Annotated in this window: 19 protein-coding genes; 10 read left to right on the top strand and 9 right to left on the bottom strand. The window is 59.7% G+C overall.

Features of this window, described 5'->3' with window-relative positions; genetic code table 11:
* The first annotated feature begins 460 nt into the window (after positions 1 to 460).
* Together JFT86_RS16835 and JFT86_RS16830 are read left to right on the top strand one after the other, a co-directional pair.
* The gene (locus tag JFT86_RS16835) at positions 461 to 1,420 is read left to right on the top strand and encodes a nucleoside-specific channel-forming protein Tsx (protein WP_201237536.1); all 960 of its coding nucleotides are present in this window, start codon (positions 461 to 463) and stop codon (positions 1,418 to 1,420) included.
* Between the two features lie 15 nt (positions 1,421 to 1,435).
* Positions 1,436 to 2,458 carry a purine nucleoside permease gene (locus JFT86_RS16830; protein ID WP_201237535.1) on the top strand — a complete coding sequence of 341 codons (1,023 nt, stop codon included), beginning with the start codon at positions 1,436 to 1,438 and terminating at the stop codon, positions 2,456 to 2,458.
* Between the two features lie 123 nt (positions 2,459 to 2,581).
* Here JFT86_RS16830 and JFT86_RS16825 read toward each other — a convergent pair whose 3' ends face one another.
* From JFT86_RS16825 to JFT86_RS16815, 3 genes are all read right to left on the bottom strand, one after another.
* On the bottom strand, positions 2,582 to 3,538 hold the full coding sequence (locus JFT86_RS16825) for a zinc-binding alcohol dehydrogenase family protein (protein WP_201237534.1): 957 nt from the start codon (positions 3,536 to 3,538) through the stop codon (positions 2,582 to 2,584).
* 31 nt (positions 3,539 to 3,569) lie between these two features.
* Positions 3,570 to 3,743, bottom strand: a complete 174-nt coding sequence (locus tag JFT86_RS16820; protein WP_007969534.1) for a DUF1427 family protein — start codon at positions 3,741 to 3,743, stop codon at positions 3,570 to 3,572.
* Positions 3,744 to 3,961: 218 nt separating this feature from the next.
* Entirely contained in the window at positions 3,962 to 4,744 is a 783-nt protein-coding gene (locus tag JFT86_RS16815) for a helix-turn-helix transcriptional regulator (RefSeq protein WP_201237533.1), read from the bottom strand.
* Positions 4,745 to 4,880: 136 nt separating this feature from the next.
* Here JFT86_RS16815 and JFT86_RS16810 point away from each other — a divergent pair, with 136 nt between their 5' ends.
* Entirely contained in the window at positions 4,881 to 5,108 is a 228-nt protein-coding gene (locus tag JFT86_RS16810) for a DUF6555 family protein (RefSeq protein ID WP_008081484.1), read from the top strand.
* A gap of 41 nt (positions 5,109 to 5,149) precedes the next feature.
* A complete protein-coding gene (locus tag JFT86_RS16805; RefSeq protein ID WP_201237532.1) occupies positions 5,150 to 5,422 on the top strand; it encodes a hypothetical protein in 273 nt (90 codons plus the stop codon).
* A 24-nt stretch (positions 5,423 to 5,446) separates the two neighbouring features.
* Here the strand turns inward: JFT86_RS16805 and JFT86_RS16800 are convergent, their stop codons facing one another.
* On the bottom strand, positions 5,447 to 5,614 hold the full coding sequence (locus tag JFT86_RS16800) for a metallothionein (protein ID WP_201237531.1): 168 nt from the start codon (positions 5,612 to 5,614) through the stop codon (positions 5,447 to 5,449).
* 263 nt (positions 5,615 to 5,877) lie between these two features.
* On the opposite strand from JFT86_RS16800, the gene JFT86_RS16795 reads away from it, so the two are divergent.
* The 4 genes from JFT86_RS16795 (at position 5,878) to JFT86_RS16780 (ending at position 9,091) form a co-directional block, all read left to right on the top strand.
* Positions 5,878 to 6,348, top strand: a complete 471-nt coding sequence (locus JFT86_RS16795; protein ID WP_201233093.1) for a VOC family protein — start codon at positions 5,878 to 5,880, stop codon at positions 6,346 to 6,348.
* Entirely contained in the window at positions 6,348 to 7,253 is a 906-nt protein-coding gene (locus tag JFT86_RS16790) for a glycine betaine ABC transporter substrate-binding protein (protein ID WP_242489283.1), read from the top strand. The genes JFT86_RS16795 and JFT86_RS16790 overlap by 1 nt, the downstream gene beginning before the upstream one ends.
* 80 nt (positions 7,254 to 7,333) lie before the next feature.
* Positions 7,334 to 7,810, top strand: coding sequence for an Atu1372/SO_1960 family protein (locus JFT86_RS16785; RefSeq protein ID WP_201233094.1), 477 nt, complete (start codon positions 7,334 to 7,336; stop codon positions 7,808 to 7,810).
* Positions 7,811 to 7,825: 15 nt separating this feature from the next.
* Positions 7,826 to 9,091, top strand: coding sequence for an MFS transporter (locus JFT86_RS16780; protein ID WP_201233095.1), 1,266 nt, complete (start codon positions 7,826 to 7,828; stop codon positions 9,089 to 9,091).
* Positions 9,092 to 9,110: 19 nt separating this feature from the next.
* On the opposite strand, the gene JFT86_RS16775 is transcribed toward JFT86_RS16780, so the two are convergent.
* The 3 genes from JFT86_RS16775 to JFT86_RS16765 all read right to left on the bottom strand — a co-directional run bounded on the left by JFT86_RS16775 (position 9,111) and on the right by JFT86_RS16765 (position 10,811).
* Positions 9,111 to 9,779, bottom strand: coding sequence for a TetR/AcrR family transcriptional regulator (locus JFT86_RS16775; RefSeq protein ID WP_201233096.1), 669 nt, complete (start codon positions 9,777 to 9,779; stop codon positions 9,111 to 9,113).
* Positions 9,780 to 9,867: 88 nt separating this feature from the next.
* On the bottom strand, positions 9,868 to 10,326 hold the full coding sequence (locus JFT86_RS16770; protein ID WP_201237530.1) for a DMT family transporter: 459 nt from the start codon (positions 10,324 to 10,326) through the stop codon (positions 9,868 to 9,870).
* Entirely contained in the window at positions 10,326 to 10,811 is a 486-nt protein-coding gene (locus tag JFT86_RS16765) for a DMT family transporter (protein ID WP_201237529.1), read from the bottom strand. Before JFT86_RS16765 ends, JFT86_RS16770 begins: the two co-directional genes overlap by 1 nt.
* A gap of 113 nt (positions 10,812 to 10,924) precedes the next feature.
* On the opposite strand from JFT86_RS16765, the gene JFT86_RS16760 reads away from it, so the two are divergent.
* Positions 10,925 to 11,860, top strand: a complete 936-nt coding sequence (locus JFT86_RS16760) for a LysR family transcriptional regulator (protein WP_201237528.1) — start codon at positions 10,925 to 10,927, stop codon at positions 11,858 to 11,860.
* A 107-nt stretch (positions 11,861 to 11,967) separates the two neighbouring features.
* On the opposite strand, the gene JFT86_RS16755 is transcribed toward JFT86_RS16760, so the two are convergent.
* Positions 11,968 to 13,650, bottom strand: coding sequence for a methyl-accepting chemotaxis protein (locus JFT86_RS16755; protein WP_201237527.1), 1,683 nt, complete (start codon positions 13,648 to 13,650; stop codon positions 11,968 to 11,970).
* Between the two features lie 197 nt (positions 13,651 to 13,847).
* Positions 13,848 to 15,164 carry a Na+/H+ antiporter NhaC family protein gene (locus JFT86_RS16750; RefSeq protein WP_201237526.1) on the bottom strand — a complete coding sequence of 439 codons (1,317 nt, stop codon included), beginning with the start codon at positions 15,162 to 15,164 and terminating at the stop codon, positions 13,848 to 13,850.
* Positions 15,165 to 15,594: 430 nt separating this feature from the next.
* On the opposite strand from JFT86_RS16750, the gene JFT86_RS16745 reads away from it, so the two are divergent.
* The gene (locus JFT86_RS16745; protein ID WP_201237525.1) at positions 15,595 to 17,742 is read left to right on the top strand and encodes a methyl-accepting chemotaxis protein; all 2,148 of its coding nucleotides are present in this window, start codon (positions 15,595 to 15,597) and stop codon (positions 17,740 to 17,742) included.
* Positions 17,743 to 17,794 lie beyond the last annotated feature (52 nt).

Below are 17,794 nucleotides of genomic sequence, written 5' to 3'. Positions count from 1 at the left end.
CGCGAATCAAGACTGCGACGGTCATCACAAAACCGTTGATTGGGGACAAAGCTAGTAGACGCCCAGCAATGGGGCACTGATTAAATGGTGTTAATACTTTAAGACTAGAGGCGTCTGGAATAAGCGTTTCAGCCCGTACCGACGGGCCTTTGACATGGCTTTTGTGGCGAGGGGATTTATCCCCGATGGACCGCGCAGCAGGCCCCGCTTTCAAGGGCCGCTGCGCCCCATCGGGGATAAATCTCCTCGCCACAGGAGTCATACCCGCCGGCATTTTTTGCGCTTTTGAAAAAAGTGATCGTTCTGTCAGAAAAACCGTTGAAATCGACGAAATATCAGAGAATTGAAAACTTTGGTACGGCTTGTGCAAACGTTTGCGAACCGTCAATACCGGCATTTTCCCGACAACCCCCTACAGGTCCGCAGAAACCGGGCCTCGATCCGTAAAAAAGGACTTTGAATGCACCCCGCTGCCTCACTTCGCGCCCCATTTGCGCGCACGTTTGCTGTTTCCCTGCTACTGGCCGGCGTTACCGGACTTCTCAGCCACAGCGCCCTCGCCCAACCTGCACTGCCGGAAGAGTCCGCTCAGGGCGAAGCCCTCAGCCCCGAAGCCAGCCCACCGAAAAAAGGCGCCTACCTGTCGGACTGGTACAACCAGGACCTGATGTTGATCGGCAGCAAAGACATCAGCTTCGGCCCGCAGCCGGCCGACGATATCTACCTGGAATACGAATACTTCGGCCGCAAGGGTCCGTTCGAACTGTACGGCTACATCGACATCCCGAAGATCTTCAACATCGGCAACAGCCACGACAAAGGCGTGTGGGATCACGGCTCGCCAGTGTTCATGGAACACGAACCGCGCATCTCCATCGACTACCTCGCTGGCCGTAGCCTGGCCATCGGCCCGTTCAAGGAATGGTACGTCGCGTTCGACTGGATCTACGACCACGGCAGCCGCAAAGAGAACCGCGCCAACACCCTCTACAGCGGCTTCGGCACTGACATCGACACCCATTCGCGGGTCAACTTGTCGGCCAACCTGTATGGGCGTTATCAGTGGGAAAACTACGGCGCGAGCAATGAATATTCGTGGGACGGCTACCGCGCTCAGCTCAAATACATCGTGCCGATCGACAAATTCAGCAACGGCGCGTCGCTGACCTACATCGGTTTCACCAACTTCGATTTCGGCTCGGACATCCACAAGGACAACCCGGCGCGCACCGCCAACGCGACCGTGGCGACCAACGTGTTGCTGTACTCGTTCACCCACTTGCGCTTCACCCTGGTCGGGCGTTATTTCCACAACGGCGGCAACTGGGAGGACGGCAGCGAGCTGAACTTCGGCGACGGTAATTTCCGCGCGCGCTCCAATGGCAGGGGTTACTACGCCGGCGTCGGTTATCAGTTCTGATCTTCAGGAGGTTTCATGCAAGCAATGACGCGTCTCACCCTGGCCGGTGCAGCCCTGCTCTCTTCCAGCGTTTGGGCGAGCGAAGCACCGATTCAACCAAAAGTCGTGCTGATCACCATGTTCGCTCCCGAGGCGCAGCACTGGATTGATCGCCTCGAATTGAAGCAGGAAATCCGCGTGCCGGGCCTTTCTGCCGAATACCCGAGCATCCGTTGCAACGCCCGGCAGGTGTGCCTGCTGACCACCGGCATGGGCCAGACCAATGCTGCCGCCTCGACCCTGGCGCTGGCCCTGTCGCCGAAATTCGACTTGCGCAAAAGCTATTTCCTGATCGCCGGGATTGCCGGGATCAGCCCCAAACACGGCACCATCGGCACCGCCGCATGGGCGCATTACCTGGTGGAATTCGGTACGCAGTGGGAGATCGATTCACGCGATGTGCCGTCGACTTGGCCGACCGGTTACCTGGGCATCAACACCCAAGGCCCGAACGAAAAACCACCGCTGGACTACAAGACCGAAGTCTTCGAACTCAACCCGAAACTGCAAGCCAAAGCCTTCGCCCTCAGCCACAAAGTCGAACTGAGCGAGAGCAAGGAATCGGCCGCATGGCGCCTTAAATATCCCTCCGCACCGGCTAATCAGCCGCCCGTCGTCACCCGTTGCGACACGCTGGCGGGCAACACCTGGTTCTCGGGCACGCGTCTGAGCGAACGGGCCGAGGTCTGGACCAAACTGTTGACCGACAACAAAGGCGAATACTGCACAACGCAACAGGAAGACAACTCGACCTATGAAGCGCTGCTGCGCGCCAGCCGCGAAGGTCTGGTGGATGTGCAACGTCTGGCCGTGGTGCGCGCCGGTTCCGATTTCGACCGTCCTGAACCGGGCGGAAGTGAGGTGAACAACCTGCTCAAATATGCCGATCAGGGTGGATTTGTGCCGGCGCTGGAAAACCTTTATCGCGCGGGTAATCCACTGGTGCAGGACATCCTCAAGAACTGGTCAGCATGGGAAAACGGCGTTCCGCAATCCTGAACCCCACACAAATCAACTGTAGGAGTGAGCCTGCTCGCGATAGCGGTGTGTCAGTCAGCTATGTATCAACTGACAAACCGTGATCGCGAGCAGGCGAAGGCCTACAAGGGGTTTTGCGGTGTATCAGGGAATGAGGATGACTTTGTCGCCGCTGCCCTGGTTGACGTCGGAGTAGCGCGCCAGGCCCTCAGCCAACGGCGCCTCGACCAACCCTTGCGGCAACGGCAACAAGCCTTCATCGAAGAACCGGCCGAACTGCTCAAGCATCGCCGCACAGGCTGCAACGCCATACAGCAGCGAGTTGATTCCGACCACCGAGCCACCCTTGCGGTACAACGCCAGTGCGGGCAACTGCACATGACCATCCACCGGCGCGGCGATGATGGCAATGCGACCGAACGTGGCCAATGCCGCCACCGAGGCTGGCAACCAGAAACCAGTGGTGTCGAAAATCACATCGGCGCCGCCTTGATACACCGCGTTGACCTGCGCGCCGAGGTCTTCGGGTTTATCCAGTTGAATCGTTTGATAACCCTGCGCCTGCAAGTCCTTGACCTGCTCCGGCCGACGCGCCGCTGCCAGCAATTGCGCACCACGGACTTTGGCCAGCGCCAACGCTGCCGTGGCGACTGCACCGCCGCCGATCACCAGCAAACGGGTTTCAGCGGTGACGAGGCTGCGCTCCAGCGCATCCCACGCCGTGGTGTACGGCACACCGAGGCTGGCGGCCTGGGTGAAACTCAGGTGCGACGGTTTGTGCGCCACGCCGTTGGCCGGCAGTTTGACGAATTGCGCATGGGAACCGTCGGCAAAAAAGCCCAACTCACGACCGGTACCCCAGACTTCCTGGCCGATCAACGCCTGCGGACCTTCGACCACGACACCGGCGAAGTCACGACCGGGAATGCGTGGCAGCGTGGTGTAGGGGAAACGCCCAAGGACGTTTTTCACGTCACTGGGGTTCAGGCCGGCAGCCTTGATCTGCACCAGCACCTCATCGGCGCCCGATACCGGCGTCGGCACCTCGACGTAGCGCAGGGAAGACAAGTCGCCGGTTTTATCGAATTGCAGTGCTTTCATAGACACATCCACCGAATGGAAAAAAGGAGATTCAGGACAGCCAGCCCGCCACCAGTTGCCGACCCATCGGCCACAACTGCTCACCTGCCAACATGCCGAGCAGACCGACCAGCGCAATCGCCGGTGGGGCTGGAGAACGAAAGTCCAGCGCGCCGTAGAGCAGGCCGACGCCCAGACCGATGGCTAGCGAAATCAAGTAGTTCATGGGAGAACTCCGCCGCGTGAAGGGAATGGGCAGAGTCTAGGGAAAGGCTGCAAAGGGTACCGGCCAAGGACTTCTGAATTTCGGCCAACCCTTTGGAACCAACACAATCCCTTGTAGGAGTGAGCCTGCTCGCGATAGCGGCGTGTCTGCTGATGGATAGTTGAATGACACACCGCTATCGCGAGCAGGCTCACTCCTACAGGTATTAGCCAGTCTGATCAAACGCTTTGAATCATGAATTGCGACGGGGCGACGCCCAGCTCACGGCGGAACATGTCACTGAAACTGCTCGGCGAATAACCCAGTTCACGGGCAATCACACTCACCGCCACGCCCTGGATCAACTCCGCCACCGCCGTCGCCAGCTGTACCTGCCGCCGCCATTCGGCGAAACCCATGCCGAGGCTGTCCTTGAACAACCGCGCCAGCGTGCGCACGCTGGCGCCGGCGTTCTCCGCGTGCTGTTCGAAGGGAATTTCCAGCGACGGTGACGCCATCACCGCCTGACACAGATTCATCAAGCGCCGATCGGAATCATCCGGCAGCGGAATCTTCAACTGTGAACGCCTTGCGCGTTTCAGCTCCAGCAACGCCAGCCCGACCAGCGCCTCGTAATACTCCGGCGCACCACTGTCGCCCTGCTCCACCAGGCCGACGATCAATTCGCGCAACAACCCGCCGACCTCGATCACCTGCACTGTCTCATCCAGCGTCGCCGCCAGCGCCGGGCGCAGATAGATATTGCGCATCTGCAAATCCGACACCACGCGAATCCCGTGCGGCACACCCGGCGGCAACCACACCGCCCGCTGCGGTGGCACTACCAAGGCCTCGTGCGGCGTCTCGACCCACATCACCCCGCTCATCGCATACAACAACTGCCCCCAGACATGCTCATGCGGCTCGATAAACAGCCCACGCGGATAGGTGCGCGCCAGCGGTTGCACGGGCACATCGGTGTCACTCAGATCGGGAGGTGCGGCGAGGGCCATGGCGAGCATTCATTGGGGTTAGCGGAAGCGCCATGGTAACCAGTCGGCCATTTCGTCGCCAATGGCGAAAACCGTCGGACAATCCGAGTGAATTTTCCACGCGCGCTGCGATCCCTCTATTACCACAGGGAGGAATACGGGCTTTATGAACAACGCAAAACTCTACGTCATTGAATACACCCTTCACGGCACGCCCAAGTCGTTCATTATCCGCTCGGACAAAATGGACAACGCCGAGGCGTGGCATTGGGCAAGCTGCGACGCGGGGGTCGGTCGAATCCCGCGCTTCGGCCGCGAAAAAGTGCAGAAGACCAGCAAACCGATGGCGGAAAAATTCGGCGTCGAAAATGTTGTCTGGCGACCGACGAGCTAAGCTCACTGCGCGACCATCAGGATCATTCGGGGGAATGCACAGTGACTAACATCAGCAGTCCGGCGCAACTTGATTACGGCCTGGACACCTTGTTCGGACGCATCACCAAGAGCGTTCACTGCCGAGTGGGTCTGGAGGCCGTCGAAGATGATCCATATTGCTTTGCACTGCGAGTGCCAGCACCGTTGCCGGAAAACCTCGACCAGGCGAAAACCGTGGTGGTTCGGGTTGATGGCAGGCGGTTGCAAGGTACAGTCCGGCATACCGAGCGACTGGATGATGAAAGTCTGAAACTGGAAGTGGAGCCTGATTAGGCTCCACTTTTTTATGGGCGATCGTCAGCCGTGGGCGCACTTACAACCCTTGCTGGAGCACTCTTCACCATGTTCGTGGTGCTTGGCGCAGCCCTCGCAGCAGTAATGCTTGCCGTGGCGCGCAATCGGATGCCCACCGAGCTTGCAGTTGCATTTAGGACAGTCACAGGTGTTATCAGGTTTAACAGGCATAAGACAGACTCCTTGAGTGGTGGTTGTCTGAGGCTTGAATGGCAGCCTTGGGAAACAGTGTAGGACTATGTGAGCGGTCTCGTGCCGCGATGAAATCCCGATCCGGCCAATCCCTCGCCATGAAGGCACATCCCTGAAGATCGCGGATGTGAACACCTCTATCTCTCTCATACAAATTATCAATCGATAACTTATTGCCTGGAATAATTTATCGACTGATAATTAATTTGTCACGCGAAGCTTAATCACTGCCAGGAGACCCCATGGGCGTCCTCAAGCTCGACCATTTCACCATTCGCACCGAACGCTGGGCAGAAACTGCCGAGTTCTTCGAACAAGTCATCGGCCTGACACCCGGTCCACGCCCGGGGTTTCTTTTTCCCGGCTGCTGGATGTATGCCGGCGGCCATCCGCTGCTGCACATTGCCAGCGTCACCGGCGACCAGAAAGACCTTCAGGTGTACCTCGGCGACAAGCAGGGCGGCTACGGTTCGGGGTCGCTCGACCACGTTTCGATGCGTTGCGAAGGGCTGGAACAGGTGCAGACGCGTTTGCAATCCATGGGGATCGTCTTTCGCGAGCGAGTCATTCCGCAGATTGGCGAGCACCAACTGTTCCTCGAGGATCCTAACGGCATCACCATCGAGATGATTTTCGATTATGCGCCGGGTAGCCGGATCGTTGGTCAAGCCATGCCGAACCTGGCGATCGGCACGTCTGAGGACGAACGCTGATGGCCGGTTTCAATCGCAGACAGTTCATTCACGCCTTGGCCGGTACTGCGCTTCTGGCGCCGATGCTGGCTCGCGGCAATATCCTCGCGGAGAGCAAGACCATGGTACGACTCGGCGTCACTGATCTTTCCTTTCATCATGCCACTGCAGCCGTCGTGGCCGCGGTATTGCAGCGCATGGGTTTTGCTGTAGAGCGCTCCTACGCACTGCACGAGGCCAACTTCGAACAACTGCGCGTGGGGTCAATCGACATGATTGCCTCAGCCTGGATTCCTTCCAGTCACGGGTTGTACAAGGCCCAAGTCGAGGAGCAGGTCGCAACGCGGGAGCTTGGTTTGCATTACGCCCCCTATGCGCTGTGGGGGGTGCCTGACTACATCCCGGTGTCCGAGGTGGACTCGGTCGATGACTTGCTCAAGCCGCAGGTCAAAGCGCATATGCACAAGGTGATACAGGGCATTGGTCCGGGCGCCGGTATCACCCGTTTCTCCCTGCGAATGATGGACGATTACGGACTCGCTGCGGCCGGCTACAGCTTTCGCACCGGCACCCAGGAAGAGTGTGTGGGCGCTTTCGAGAAACTGGTGCAGACCCAGCGCTGGGGAGTGGTGCCACTCTGGCATCCACAGTTTCTGCATTTTCGTCATCGCATACGCGACCTCAAGGATCCCAAAGGGCTGCTGGGTAGCGTCGACCGTGCGGTACTGCTGGCACGTGCCGACCGTCTGGATCAATTCAGCGCAGCACAGATTCAGGTTCTGGACAACATCCGCCTGAACAACGCCATCGTTGCCGAGCTTGATTACGCCATCAATCGCGACGGCAAAAGCGCAGACCAGGCGGCCATTCTCTGGCTGGATAAAAACCCACAGATCCTTGCCTCGTGGCTTGCCCCACTCGGCTGAGCAACAGAAAAAATCCCTCGGTATAGCGTCCAGGCGCGCGGTTGGCGCGCTTGACAATAAAAAAAGCACAGGACCTCACCATGAACACTCTCGACACACCCGAATTGCGTCTGCAAGCCCGCGGCCTGACCTTGCCAAGTCCGGCGCCGGCATTGGGAAATTATGTGCCCTGGAGCATTGTCGGCAATACGCTGATGACCTCCGGCCAGTTTCCCTGGATCGATGGCCAGTTGCAGTACCGCGGGCGTCTGGGCCGCGATCTGGATCTGGAACAGGGTTACGCGGCCTGTCGCCTGGCGGCGTTGAATGCCATTGCCCAACTCAAGGATGCCGTCGGTGAGTTGAGCCGCATTCGCCAGATTTACCGACTCGAAGGCGTGCTCAATGTCGCGGAGGATTTTTACGATCATCCCAAGGCACTGGATGGCGCTTCCGATCTGCTGGTCGATATTTTTGCCGAGCGCGCCCGGCATACACGAATGATCTGGTCCAACCCTGTCATGCCCATGGACGGCTTCTGCCTGGTCTACCTGTTTGCCGAAATAGACACGCAGTAATCGGGAGACGAAACCATGATTCAGGCCAATAAGCTGTTTTTCGCCAGTTGCCTGTCGCTGCTGGTCACTTCAATGATTTTCTCCATCCGCGCAGATGTGCTGCAGTCCATCAGCGCCGACTACCTGCTGTCCAACGCGATGATCGGATTGACGATTTCATCGGTATTCTGGGGTTTCACCCTGGGTATTATTGGCTGCGCACTGATCGTCGATTTCGTGGGCATGAAGTGTCTGCATATTTTGTCGGGCGTGGGCTACTTGCTTGGGATCGCCTTGATTCTTTTGGCGCCGGCCAACAGCAGCGGTCAGCCGATCGACGATATTTTTGCAGCCAGCGGAACCACGGTGCTTTACCTCGGTTTTCTACTCACGGGGATCGCCCAAGGCGTCGTTGAAGGTGTGACCAACCCGCTGGTGGCCACGCTGTTCAAGCGTGACAAGCGACGCATGCTGACAAGGCTGCACGCCTGGTGGCCGATGGGTCTGATTGCTGGCGGTCTGATCGCCTGGGGGCTGGGGCAGCTTGGCCTGTCCTGGCAGGTCAAACTGGCGGTCGTCGGCGTGCCGACCCTCGGTTACCTGATGCTGGTCGTACCCTTGCAGTACCCGAGTACCGAACGGGTAAGTGCAAGCGTATCCAGCCGCGATATGTTCGCCCAGATCAAACGCCCGTTGTTCATCGTGCTGATGCTGCTGATGTGGGTGACGGCGGCCACCGAGTTGGCGCCGGATCAATGGTTCGCCAAGATCATGGTCGACCTCCTCCCGCAATTGGGCAGCAACAGCATCCTGTTACTGGTCTACACCGCAGGCCTGATGTTCATTCTTCGGCAATACGCTTCGGGCTGGATCTTCGCGCGGTATTCGCCGTTTGCCGTGCTGACCTTCAGTGCGGTACTGACGGCGGCAGGTCTACTGGGTCTGGGTTTGTCGGGGCGCAGCGGACTATCGGCCGGCTGGGGTGGCGCTGCCGCACTGTTCTGCGTAACCGCATTCGGGGTGGGTAAAACCTTTTTCTGGCCGACGATGCTAGCGATTACCAGCGAGTTGCTACCCAAGGGTGGAGCTCTGCTGATCAACCTGATGGGCGGCGCGGGCATGCTATCGGTGATGGTGGCTGTGCCGACCATCGGTACGCTGATGGACCATTACGACACGGCCAGTGCCTTGTTGGTGGTGGCGTTGCTGCCAGGTTTACTGGTCTTCGCCTTTGCCGGTTTGTGGCTGGTCTTCAGTCGGCGAGGAGGCTACCGCCCGCACTTGCTCGAAACACCGCACTGAGCAGTTCCGCGTCCGCCGGTCATTGCTCCGCGAGCGTTGGATCGCAATGCAGGGCACCGTCCAGAAAAGTATTCACCCGGTGGGTAATCAGCTCGGTCAGATTCTCCGGGACGGCCATCTGATAGACCCACTTGCGTACCCCGAGGTAGAAGAAGCTGCTGTGGAACCCCCACAGCACTTCGATCTCGAGTGCCAGTTCATGTTCAGTCGGTGGCACGGCGAGTCGCCTCTGGTGACGCAATTCTTCATTGATCACCAGAAAGATATTCTCATGCAGGCGCTTGAGGTAGCGCTGGTTCAGCGCTGGATCCTGCAAGCCGGCATACAAGAAAATACGCACCCATTCATTGTTCAAAATGGTGCGGGTGTAGCCGATGAAATAATCAATTAAACGTTCCCTGAGCGGGATTGTGCGATCTTTGAGTCGAGGCTCCAGATCAGGATCCCAGCGGTTCATGAACACCTGCTGGTATACCTGTTCAATCAAAAGCTGTTTGCTCGGGAAGTAGCGATAGAGCAAGGGCTGAGTGACCTGCAACCCCTGGGCAAGCTCCCGTGTCGTCAAGGCGAAACCTTTCTGGGCGAACAGGGTAATGGCCCGTTCGACCATTTGCTGCTGACGATCCTCCGCCGTGAGGTTCTTGCGACCGGCCATTGGCGCTTTGTGGGTATCGCTGATTTTTGCCATTGTCGACCTGTGCAATAACGGGTGTAGTAAGCGTGAAGCCATCATACGCGTTGGCGCCAGCACAGTGGAATTGTGGGCGCCACCTCGCTCAAACGTCCTGCCGCACACTGCTGCGATACATAAATACCAACGCCAGCGCCAGGCAGACCATCGCCAGGATCCGGCTGCCGGACAAATCGATGGCCGGGTTGCCGAGCCAGCCAAAATTATCGATCAACATACCCATGCCCAACTGCCCGACAATCACCGCCACCGTCGCCACAGCCGTGCCGACCCGCGGCACTGCGCCGACCATGACGATCATGTACACCACGCCGAACAGCGCACCACTGAGTTGCCATTTAGGCACGTCTAGCAAACTCACCGCGTGGGCCGGTTCGAAGAACAGGATCAGCAATCCGGTGACCAGCGCACCCACGGCAAACGTCAGCAAACTGCTGCGCAACACCCCAACGCTTTCACCCAGACGGCCATTGATCGCGGCCTGAACACTCAACACCGCGCCTGCCGCGACCACCACGGCCAACAAAATAATCAGATTCATCATCAACCCCGAGCTATCAGAACAAGTGCCGCGACAATCAGCAGCAGCGCCAGCCAACGTTCACCGTTGACCTTTTTCCGAACCGCGCCGAACCAGCCAAAATGGTCGATCAGCACGCTCTTGCCGACCTGTCCGGAGAGGATCGCGATCATGGTCATGGCGATGCCAATGCGCGGCGTGGCCAAGGTCAGCACCACCACGTAAACCGGCCCGAGAAAACCACCGATCAACTGCCAGCGCGGCAACGTGTTCAGCGCCGGCCCTTGTTGTGGGCCACTGAACAGCAAGAGCAAAAACAGAATCGCCGACCCCACACCAAAAATGCTCAACGTTGCCCACAAATGCCCGACCTGCACACCCAACGGTCCAAGCAACCCCGCCTCCACCGACAAGCCCATGCCCGCCAGGATCACCAGCGGCAGCAATAAAAGGCGCAGCCCCGGTTTAGTCACCGGCGACGCAACACTCACCTCATCCAACGTCTGCATAAACAACATCCCACTCAAGTAAACGATGGCGCGGATTATCGGCTGGCGAAGCTGTGCGATAAATGGGAGCATCCGGACAACACTTTTGCGTAACTCGCACAGCAGGATGATTCATGCACGGGCTCAACGAACTCGGATTCAAGGCACTCAGGCTGTTTGTGGCCGTGCTCGACCACGGCAGTTTTTCCGAAGTCGCCCGCCGCGAAGGTGTAGCGCCCTCCTCGATTTCCCGGCAGATCCAGTTGATGGAGCAGGCGCTGAACCAGCAATTGCTCTACCGCCACACCCGCGCCGTGACGCCCACCGAAGCCGGGCGCATGCTCGGCCACCATGCGCGGCTGGTGCTGGTGCAATTGGAGGAAGCCGAACAGGCGTTGCAGGAACAGCAAAGTGAACCCACAGGTCTCGTGCGCATCAACGCCCCGGTGGTGTTCGGTCAACGGCATCTGACGCCATGGCTGGGCAAACTGTGCGTGCGGTATCCGAAGCTGCAACTGGATATTCAGCAGACCGACCACTACGTCGACCCGCTACAGGAAGGCGCCGATTTGCTGTTTCGCATCGGCCCGCTGCACGACTCGAGCATGCAGGCGCGGATACTTGCGCCGCACCGTTTTCAGGTCGCCGCCAGTCCTGCGTATCTGAAGCGTCATGGCACGCCGCAACACCCCGCCGATCTGGCGCAGCATCAGTGCCTGGCCTACAAGGGCGCGACCGGCCAGCAGCGCTGGTTTTTCCGCCAGGGTCAGGAAGACTGGACGCCGTATTCGGTACGCGGCCCGATCACCGGCAACCATGCCGACACCCTCACCCAAGCCGCCGTACAGGGGCTGGGGCTGGTTATGTTTCCGTCGTGGCTGATCGGCGAAGCGGTGCGCGAAGGCACGCTGGTGCCAGTGTTGGGGGACTATCAGGTGTCGAACAGTCTGGAGCCGCAGCAGATTGCCGTGCTGTGGCCGGGGAGCCGGCGGCTGTCGGTGAAAGTAAGGACGGTGATTGATTTCTTCGTCGAATGCTTCGGTGAAGTGCCCTATTGGGACAGACCTTAACGCAAACCCTGTAGGAGCTGCCGAAGGCTGCGATCTTTTGATCTTGCTGTTTAAAAGATCAAAAGATCGCAGCCTTCGGCAGCTCCTACACAGGGTTGCGGAAAACTCTAGATCCGGAACTGACCGACCAGTTTGCCCAAGCGCTGCCCAAGCTCCGCCAGACTGCGCGACGTCTGCGCGCCCTGCTGCGTCTCATCCGCCACGCTGTCCACCGCCACTGCAATCTGATGGACGCTGCGGTTGATCTCTTCCGCCACCGCCGTCTGTTCTTCCGCTGCACTGGCAATCTGCGCGTTCATCGAGTTGATCGTCGCAATCAATTCCGCCATCGCATCCAGCGAAGCCCCGGCCTGATTGGCCTGCTGCGAGGTGCCATCGCCCGCTTCGCTGGAACGACGCATCGCCTCGACCGCCGACTGCGTGCCCGCCTGCAAGCGATCGATCATCCCCTGGATTTCCTGAGTACTGATCTGCGTACGACTGGCCAGCGCCCGCACCTCATCGGCCACCACCGCAAACCCGCGCCCGGCTTCACCGGCCCGCGCGGCTTCGATTGCCGCGTTCAGTGCCAGCAGGTTGGTCTGCTCGGCAATCGAACGAATCACCCCGAGTACGCCGACAATCGAGCTGACGTCCTGCTGCAAACTGTCCAGCGACACACCGCTGCTGCGGATGTCATCGACCAGCGCATGAATCTGTTTGATGCTGCCGGCCACCACCCGTTTCGCGCTCTGCCCTTCTTCATCGGTCTGCTGGGCAGCGACGGCGGCGTTTTGCGCACTCTTGGCGACTTCCTGGGCGGCAGCGGACATTTCGTTGATCGCCGTGGCCACCTGATCGGTTTCGTGGCGCTGACGCTCCATCGCCTGATCGGAACGCTGGGCCTGATCCGACACCTGCGTCACCAGCCCGGTCAGTTGTGTGGTCATCTCGGTGATCTGCCGCACCAGACCGTGAATCTTGTCGACGAATCGGTTGAACGAGCCGGCCAGTTCGCCGAGTTCGTCCTGGCTGGTGATGTTCAGGCGACGGGTCAGATCGCCCTCGCCCGCCGCGATGTCATCAAGGTTGGCTTTCATCAGGGTCAGCGGACGCAAGATGGTATTGGCCAGCAACATCCCCGCCGCCGCAATCACCAGCAGCACCACCACGGCCACGCCGACGATGCTCAGCACCACGCCTTGCATGCGTTCCTGCACTTGCGCTTCCACCAGCGCGACTTGCGCTTCGATGCCGTCGAGATTCACCGACGTACCGACCGCCATGTCCCACTTCGCCAGGTATTCGGTGTAGCCCAGTTTCGGCACCAGCACCTGAGCATTACCGGGCAACGGCGAGCTGTATTGCAGGTAGTGGGTGCCGTCCTTGGCCACGCTGACCAGACCGCGATTGACGTAAACGCCGTTCGGATCGCGGTTGTCCTTGAAGCTTTTGCCCACGCCTTCAGGGTCATTAGCCTTGAACAGGCGCACGGTCTCGGAGTCGTAGCCGAAGAAGTAGCCGTCCTTGCCATAACGAATGCCCGAAAGCAGTTTGATCGCTTGCGCACGTGCCTCGGCGTCACCGGGAGCGGCAGCGTCGTAAAGTGGTTTGATCGTGGTCATGGCCACGGCGACGTAACTTTGCAGAGTGGCTTTGGCGTCGCTGAGCAGGCGCTCGCGGGTCTGATCGACCTCTTTGTGCGCCTGTTCCTGGAGGATAAACAGCGTGGTCAGACTGATGACCAGCGCGAAGAGCAATACCGGGAGGACGGCAAGGGACAGGACTTTGGCCTTGAGACTCAAGCGCATTTCGGGGGCTCACTCTTTTGGTTTTATTGGCGTGGTTAAAGGCTTTAACGGCACGCCCAAGCAAAAGTTGAGGTTCGGGTTCACTCCGCCCCCTGTAGGAGTGAGCCTGCTCGCGATAGCGGTGTAACAGACGCCGGATGTGTCGGCTGATCTAACGCTATCGCGAGCAGGCTAACTCCTACAGATGATTTGTGGGGTTAGAGGACCATCGCGGCCACCCAGCCGAACGCCAGCAACGGCAGATTGTAGTGCAGGAACGTTGGCACCACGGTGTCCCAGATGTGGTGATGCTGGCCGTCGATGTTCAGGCCGGAGGTCGGCCCGAGGGTCGAGTCCGAGGCTGGCGAACCGGCGTCGCCCAGTGCGCCGGCCGTGCCGACGATGCAGACGATGGCCAACGGGCTGAAGCCCAGTTGCACGCACAGCGGCACGAAAATCGCTGCCAGAATCGGCACGGTGGAGAACGACGAACCGATGCCCATGGTCACCAGCAACCCCACCAGCAACATCAGCAACGCGCCGACAGCCTTGCTGTGATTGATCCACGACGCCGACGACTCGACCAGCGTCTGCACTTCGCCGGTGGCCTTCATCACTTCGGCAAAACCGGACGCGGCGATCATGATGAAACCGATCATCGCCATCATCTTCATGCCTTCAGTGAACAGATCATCGGTCTCGCGCCACTTGACGATGCCGGACACCGAAAAGATCAGAAAGCCGGCCAGCGCACCGATAATCATCGAGTCCAGCAACAACTGAACGATGAACGCCGCCGCGATGGCCACCCCGGCAATCATCAGGCTCATCGGGTTGTACTGCACCGCGACCTGCTCGACCTGCTCGATCTTCGTCAGGTCGTACACACGTTTTTTGCGGTAACTGATGAACGCCATCGCCAGACCGAACACCATGCCCAGCGCCGGAATGCCCATGGCGTGGGTGACATTGATACCGCTGATGTCGACGCCGCTGCGCGCAACGTTGGCCAGCAGAATCTCATTGAGGAAGATGTTGCCGAAGCCCACCGGCAGAAACATGTACGGGGTGATCAGGCCAAAGGTCATGACGCAGGCAATCAAGCGGCGATCCAGTTGCAACTTGGTCAGTACATATAGAAGTGGCGGCACCAGCAGCGGAATGAACGCAATGTGGATCGGCAGGATGTTTTGCGAGGCAATCGCCACCACCCACAACAGGCCGATCAGCAGCCATTTGACGCTGCCGCCTCCGGTGCTGTGCTGCCGGTCGACCATCGCCAGAGCCCGGTCGGCCAGCGCGTGGGCCAGGCCGGACTTGGCGATCGCCACGGCGAAAGCGCCGAGCAGCGCGTAGGACAACGCCACGGTCGCGCCGCCACCCAGGCCGCTGTTGAACGCCTTGAGCGTGGCGTCGATGCCCAGACCACCGGTCAGGCCGCCGACCAGCGCACCGACGATCAAAGCGATCACCACGTGCACGCGGGACAGGCTGAGGATCAGCATGACGCCGACTGCTGCAATGACTGCATTCATTTCATTACCTCAAAAACACTGCGGTGGAAAAATCACCGCCAGACAGGATGAGTCCGCCAACGGAGTACCGGCGGATTTGCAAAGAGGGTCTTATTAGAAGGGCGCGCACTGTGCCGCAGAGTGGCGGCGGTGTCAAAACAACTGCCCATCCTCCAGGGCCAGGCACAATCTCGTGGTGAGGGGATTTATCCCCGATGGGTGGCGCAGCCGCCCCCCTGCATTCTTACAGACACACCGCATTGGCGGGTTTTGCGACTGCTGCGCAGCCGGTCGGGGATAAATCCCCTCACCACAGGGTGTGCGAACGCAAAAAGGGGATTCCAGCCACAACATGCGGCAATTCGCCATATTGTGTTTCAAGGATAAAGAAAGCCGAAACGCGGCCGTTACAGTGCAAAGTCTCAGATATTTATCGAATAAGGACGTCTCCATGTCGCTCAGACAACTTTCCATCCAATGGAAAATCACCCTGCTCGCCGGACTTTGCCTGGCCGGTATCGTGACCCTGTTGGTGGGTCTTTCGCTGTACCGCATGGAGCACAGTTCCGAACTGGTGAAGGCCTCCAGCATGGAGATGCTCACCGAATCGGCGCAGGCGCGCATCGAATCCCAGGGCGAAGTGCAAGCTGCCGGTATTCGTCAGCAGTTCATGGACGCCTATCAGTACGGCCACGGTTTCTCGCGTCAGGTGCTGTTCCTGCGTGAACAGGCCGAGAAGCGCTTCCTCGATGCCTTCGACCTGCGTGAAGACATGACCCGTCAGGTCAAGTCCGCCCTGCAAGCCAACCCCGACCTGCTCGGCCTGTCGCTGGTGTTCGAAGCCAACGCACTGGACGGCAAGGACGAACTGTTCGCCGGGCAAGCTGAGTTGGGCAGCAACGACAAGGGCCGTTTTGCCCTGTACTGGTCGCAACCGACACCAGGCAAAATCACCTCGATGGCCCTGCCGGAAAGCGACATGGCCGACACCAGCACCGGCCCCAGCGGTCAGGCGGCCAACGCCTGGTTCACCTGCCCGCGCACCACGCTCAAACCGTGCGTGATCGAACCCTACTTCTATGTGATCGACGGCCAGAACGTGCTGATGACCAGCATCGTCTTCCCGCTGGTGGTCAACGGTAAAGTCATTGCCTCGCTGTCGGTCGACATCAACCTCAACAGCCTGCAATCGATCAGCCAGAGCGCGAGCAAAAAGCTCTATGACGGCCAGACCGCCGTGAGCATCATCAGCCCCACCGGCCTGCTCGCCGGCTACAGCCCGGACGCCGGCAAACTGAGCAAGCGTCTGGACGCCATCGACACCACCAGCGGCGCCGAACTGCTGCGCCAACTGGCCGCAAGCACCAGCGTGTCCAGCCTGCACAGCAACGGCCAGTTGAAAGTGCTGTCGCCGTTCCAGCCGATTCCCGGCGGTCCGTCGTGGGCGGTGTTGCTAGACGTGCCGGAAAAAGTCCTGGTGGCGCGCGCCGAAGCGCTCAAGCAGCAACTGGATGCGAGCAACAACTCGGGCACTCTGATCGAGCTGAGTCTGGGCGTGCTGGCCGCGCTGATCGGCCTGTTGCTGGTGTGGCTGATGGCGCGCAGTGTGACCAAACCGATCCTCGGCGTGGCAAACATGCTCGAAGACATCGCCAGCGGTGAAGGTGATCTGACCCGCCGTCTGGCCTACGACAAGAAGGATGAGCTCGGTCAGTTGGCCGGCTGGTTCAACAAGTTCCTCGACAAGTTGCAGCCGATCATCGCTGAGGTCAAACGCTCGGTGCAGGATGCGCGCAACACGGCCGATCAGTCCTCGGCCATCGCCACCCAGACCAGCGCCGGCATGGAGCAGCAATACCGTCAGGTCGATCAGGTCGCCACCGCTTCCCACGAAATGAGCGCCACCGCGCAAGACGTCGCCCGCAGTGCCGCCCAGGCTGCCGAAGCAGCCAAGGATGCCGACCGCGCCACCCGTCAGGGCCTGACCGTGATCGACCGCACCACCGCGAGCATCGACACCCTCGCTGCCGACATGAGCGCGGCGATGATCCAGGTTGAAGGCCTCGCCGCCAACAGCGAGAAGATCGGCGCCGTGCTGGAAACCATTCGCGCCATCGCCGAGCAGACCAACCTGCTGGCGCTCAACGCCGCGATTGAAGCGGCCCGCGCCGGTGAAGCCGGACGCGGTTTTGCCGTGGTTGCCGACGAAGTCCGCAACCTCGCCCGCCGCACGCAAGAGTCGGTGGAAGAAACCCGTCAGGTAATCGAGCAACTGCAAACCGGCACACAGGACGTGGTCGGTTCGATGGGCAACAGCCATCGTCAGGCGCAGGGCAGCGTCGAACAGGTTGGCCAGGCTGTAACCGCGCTGCGCCAGATCGGCGATGCGGTGACGGTGATCAGCGACATGAACCTGCAGATCGCCAGTGCGGCCGAGGAACAGAGCGCGGTGGCTGAGGAGATCAATAACAACGTGGCGACGATCCGCGATGTGACGGAGTCGTTGTCCGGGCAGGCGAATGAATCGGCGCGGGTGAGTCAGTCGCTCAATAGCCTGGCGAATCAGCAGCAGAGTTTGATGGATCAGTTCCGCGTCTGACCTGAAACCTGTAGGAGCTGCCGAAGGCTGCGATCTTTTGATCTTGCTGTTT

Source organism: Pseudomonas sp. TH06 (assembly GCF_016651305.1).
In the GTDB taxonomy this organism is placed as follows: domain Bacteria; phylum Pseudomonadota; class Gammaproteobacteria; order Pseudomonadales; family Pseudomonadaceae; genus Aquipseudomonas.
This window is presented reverse-complemented; position numbering and strand designations above follow the sequence as displayed.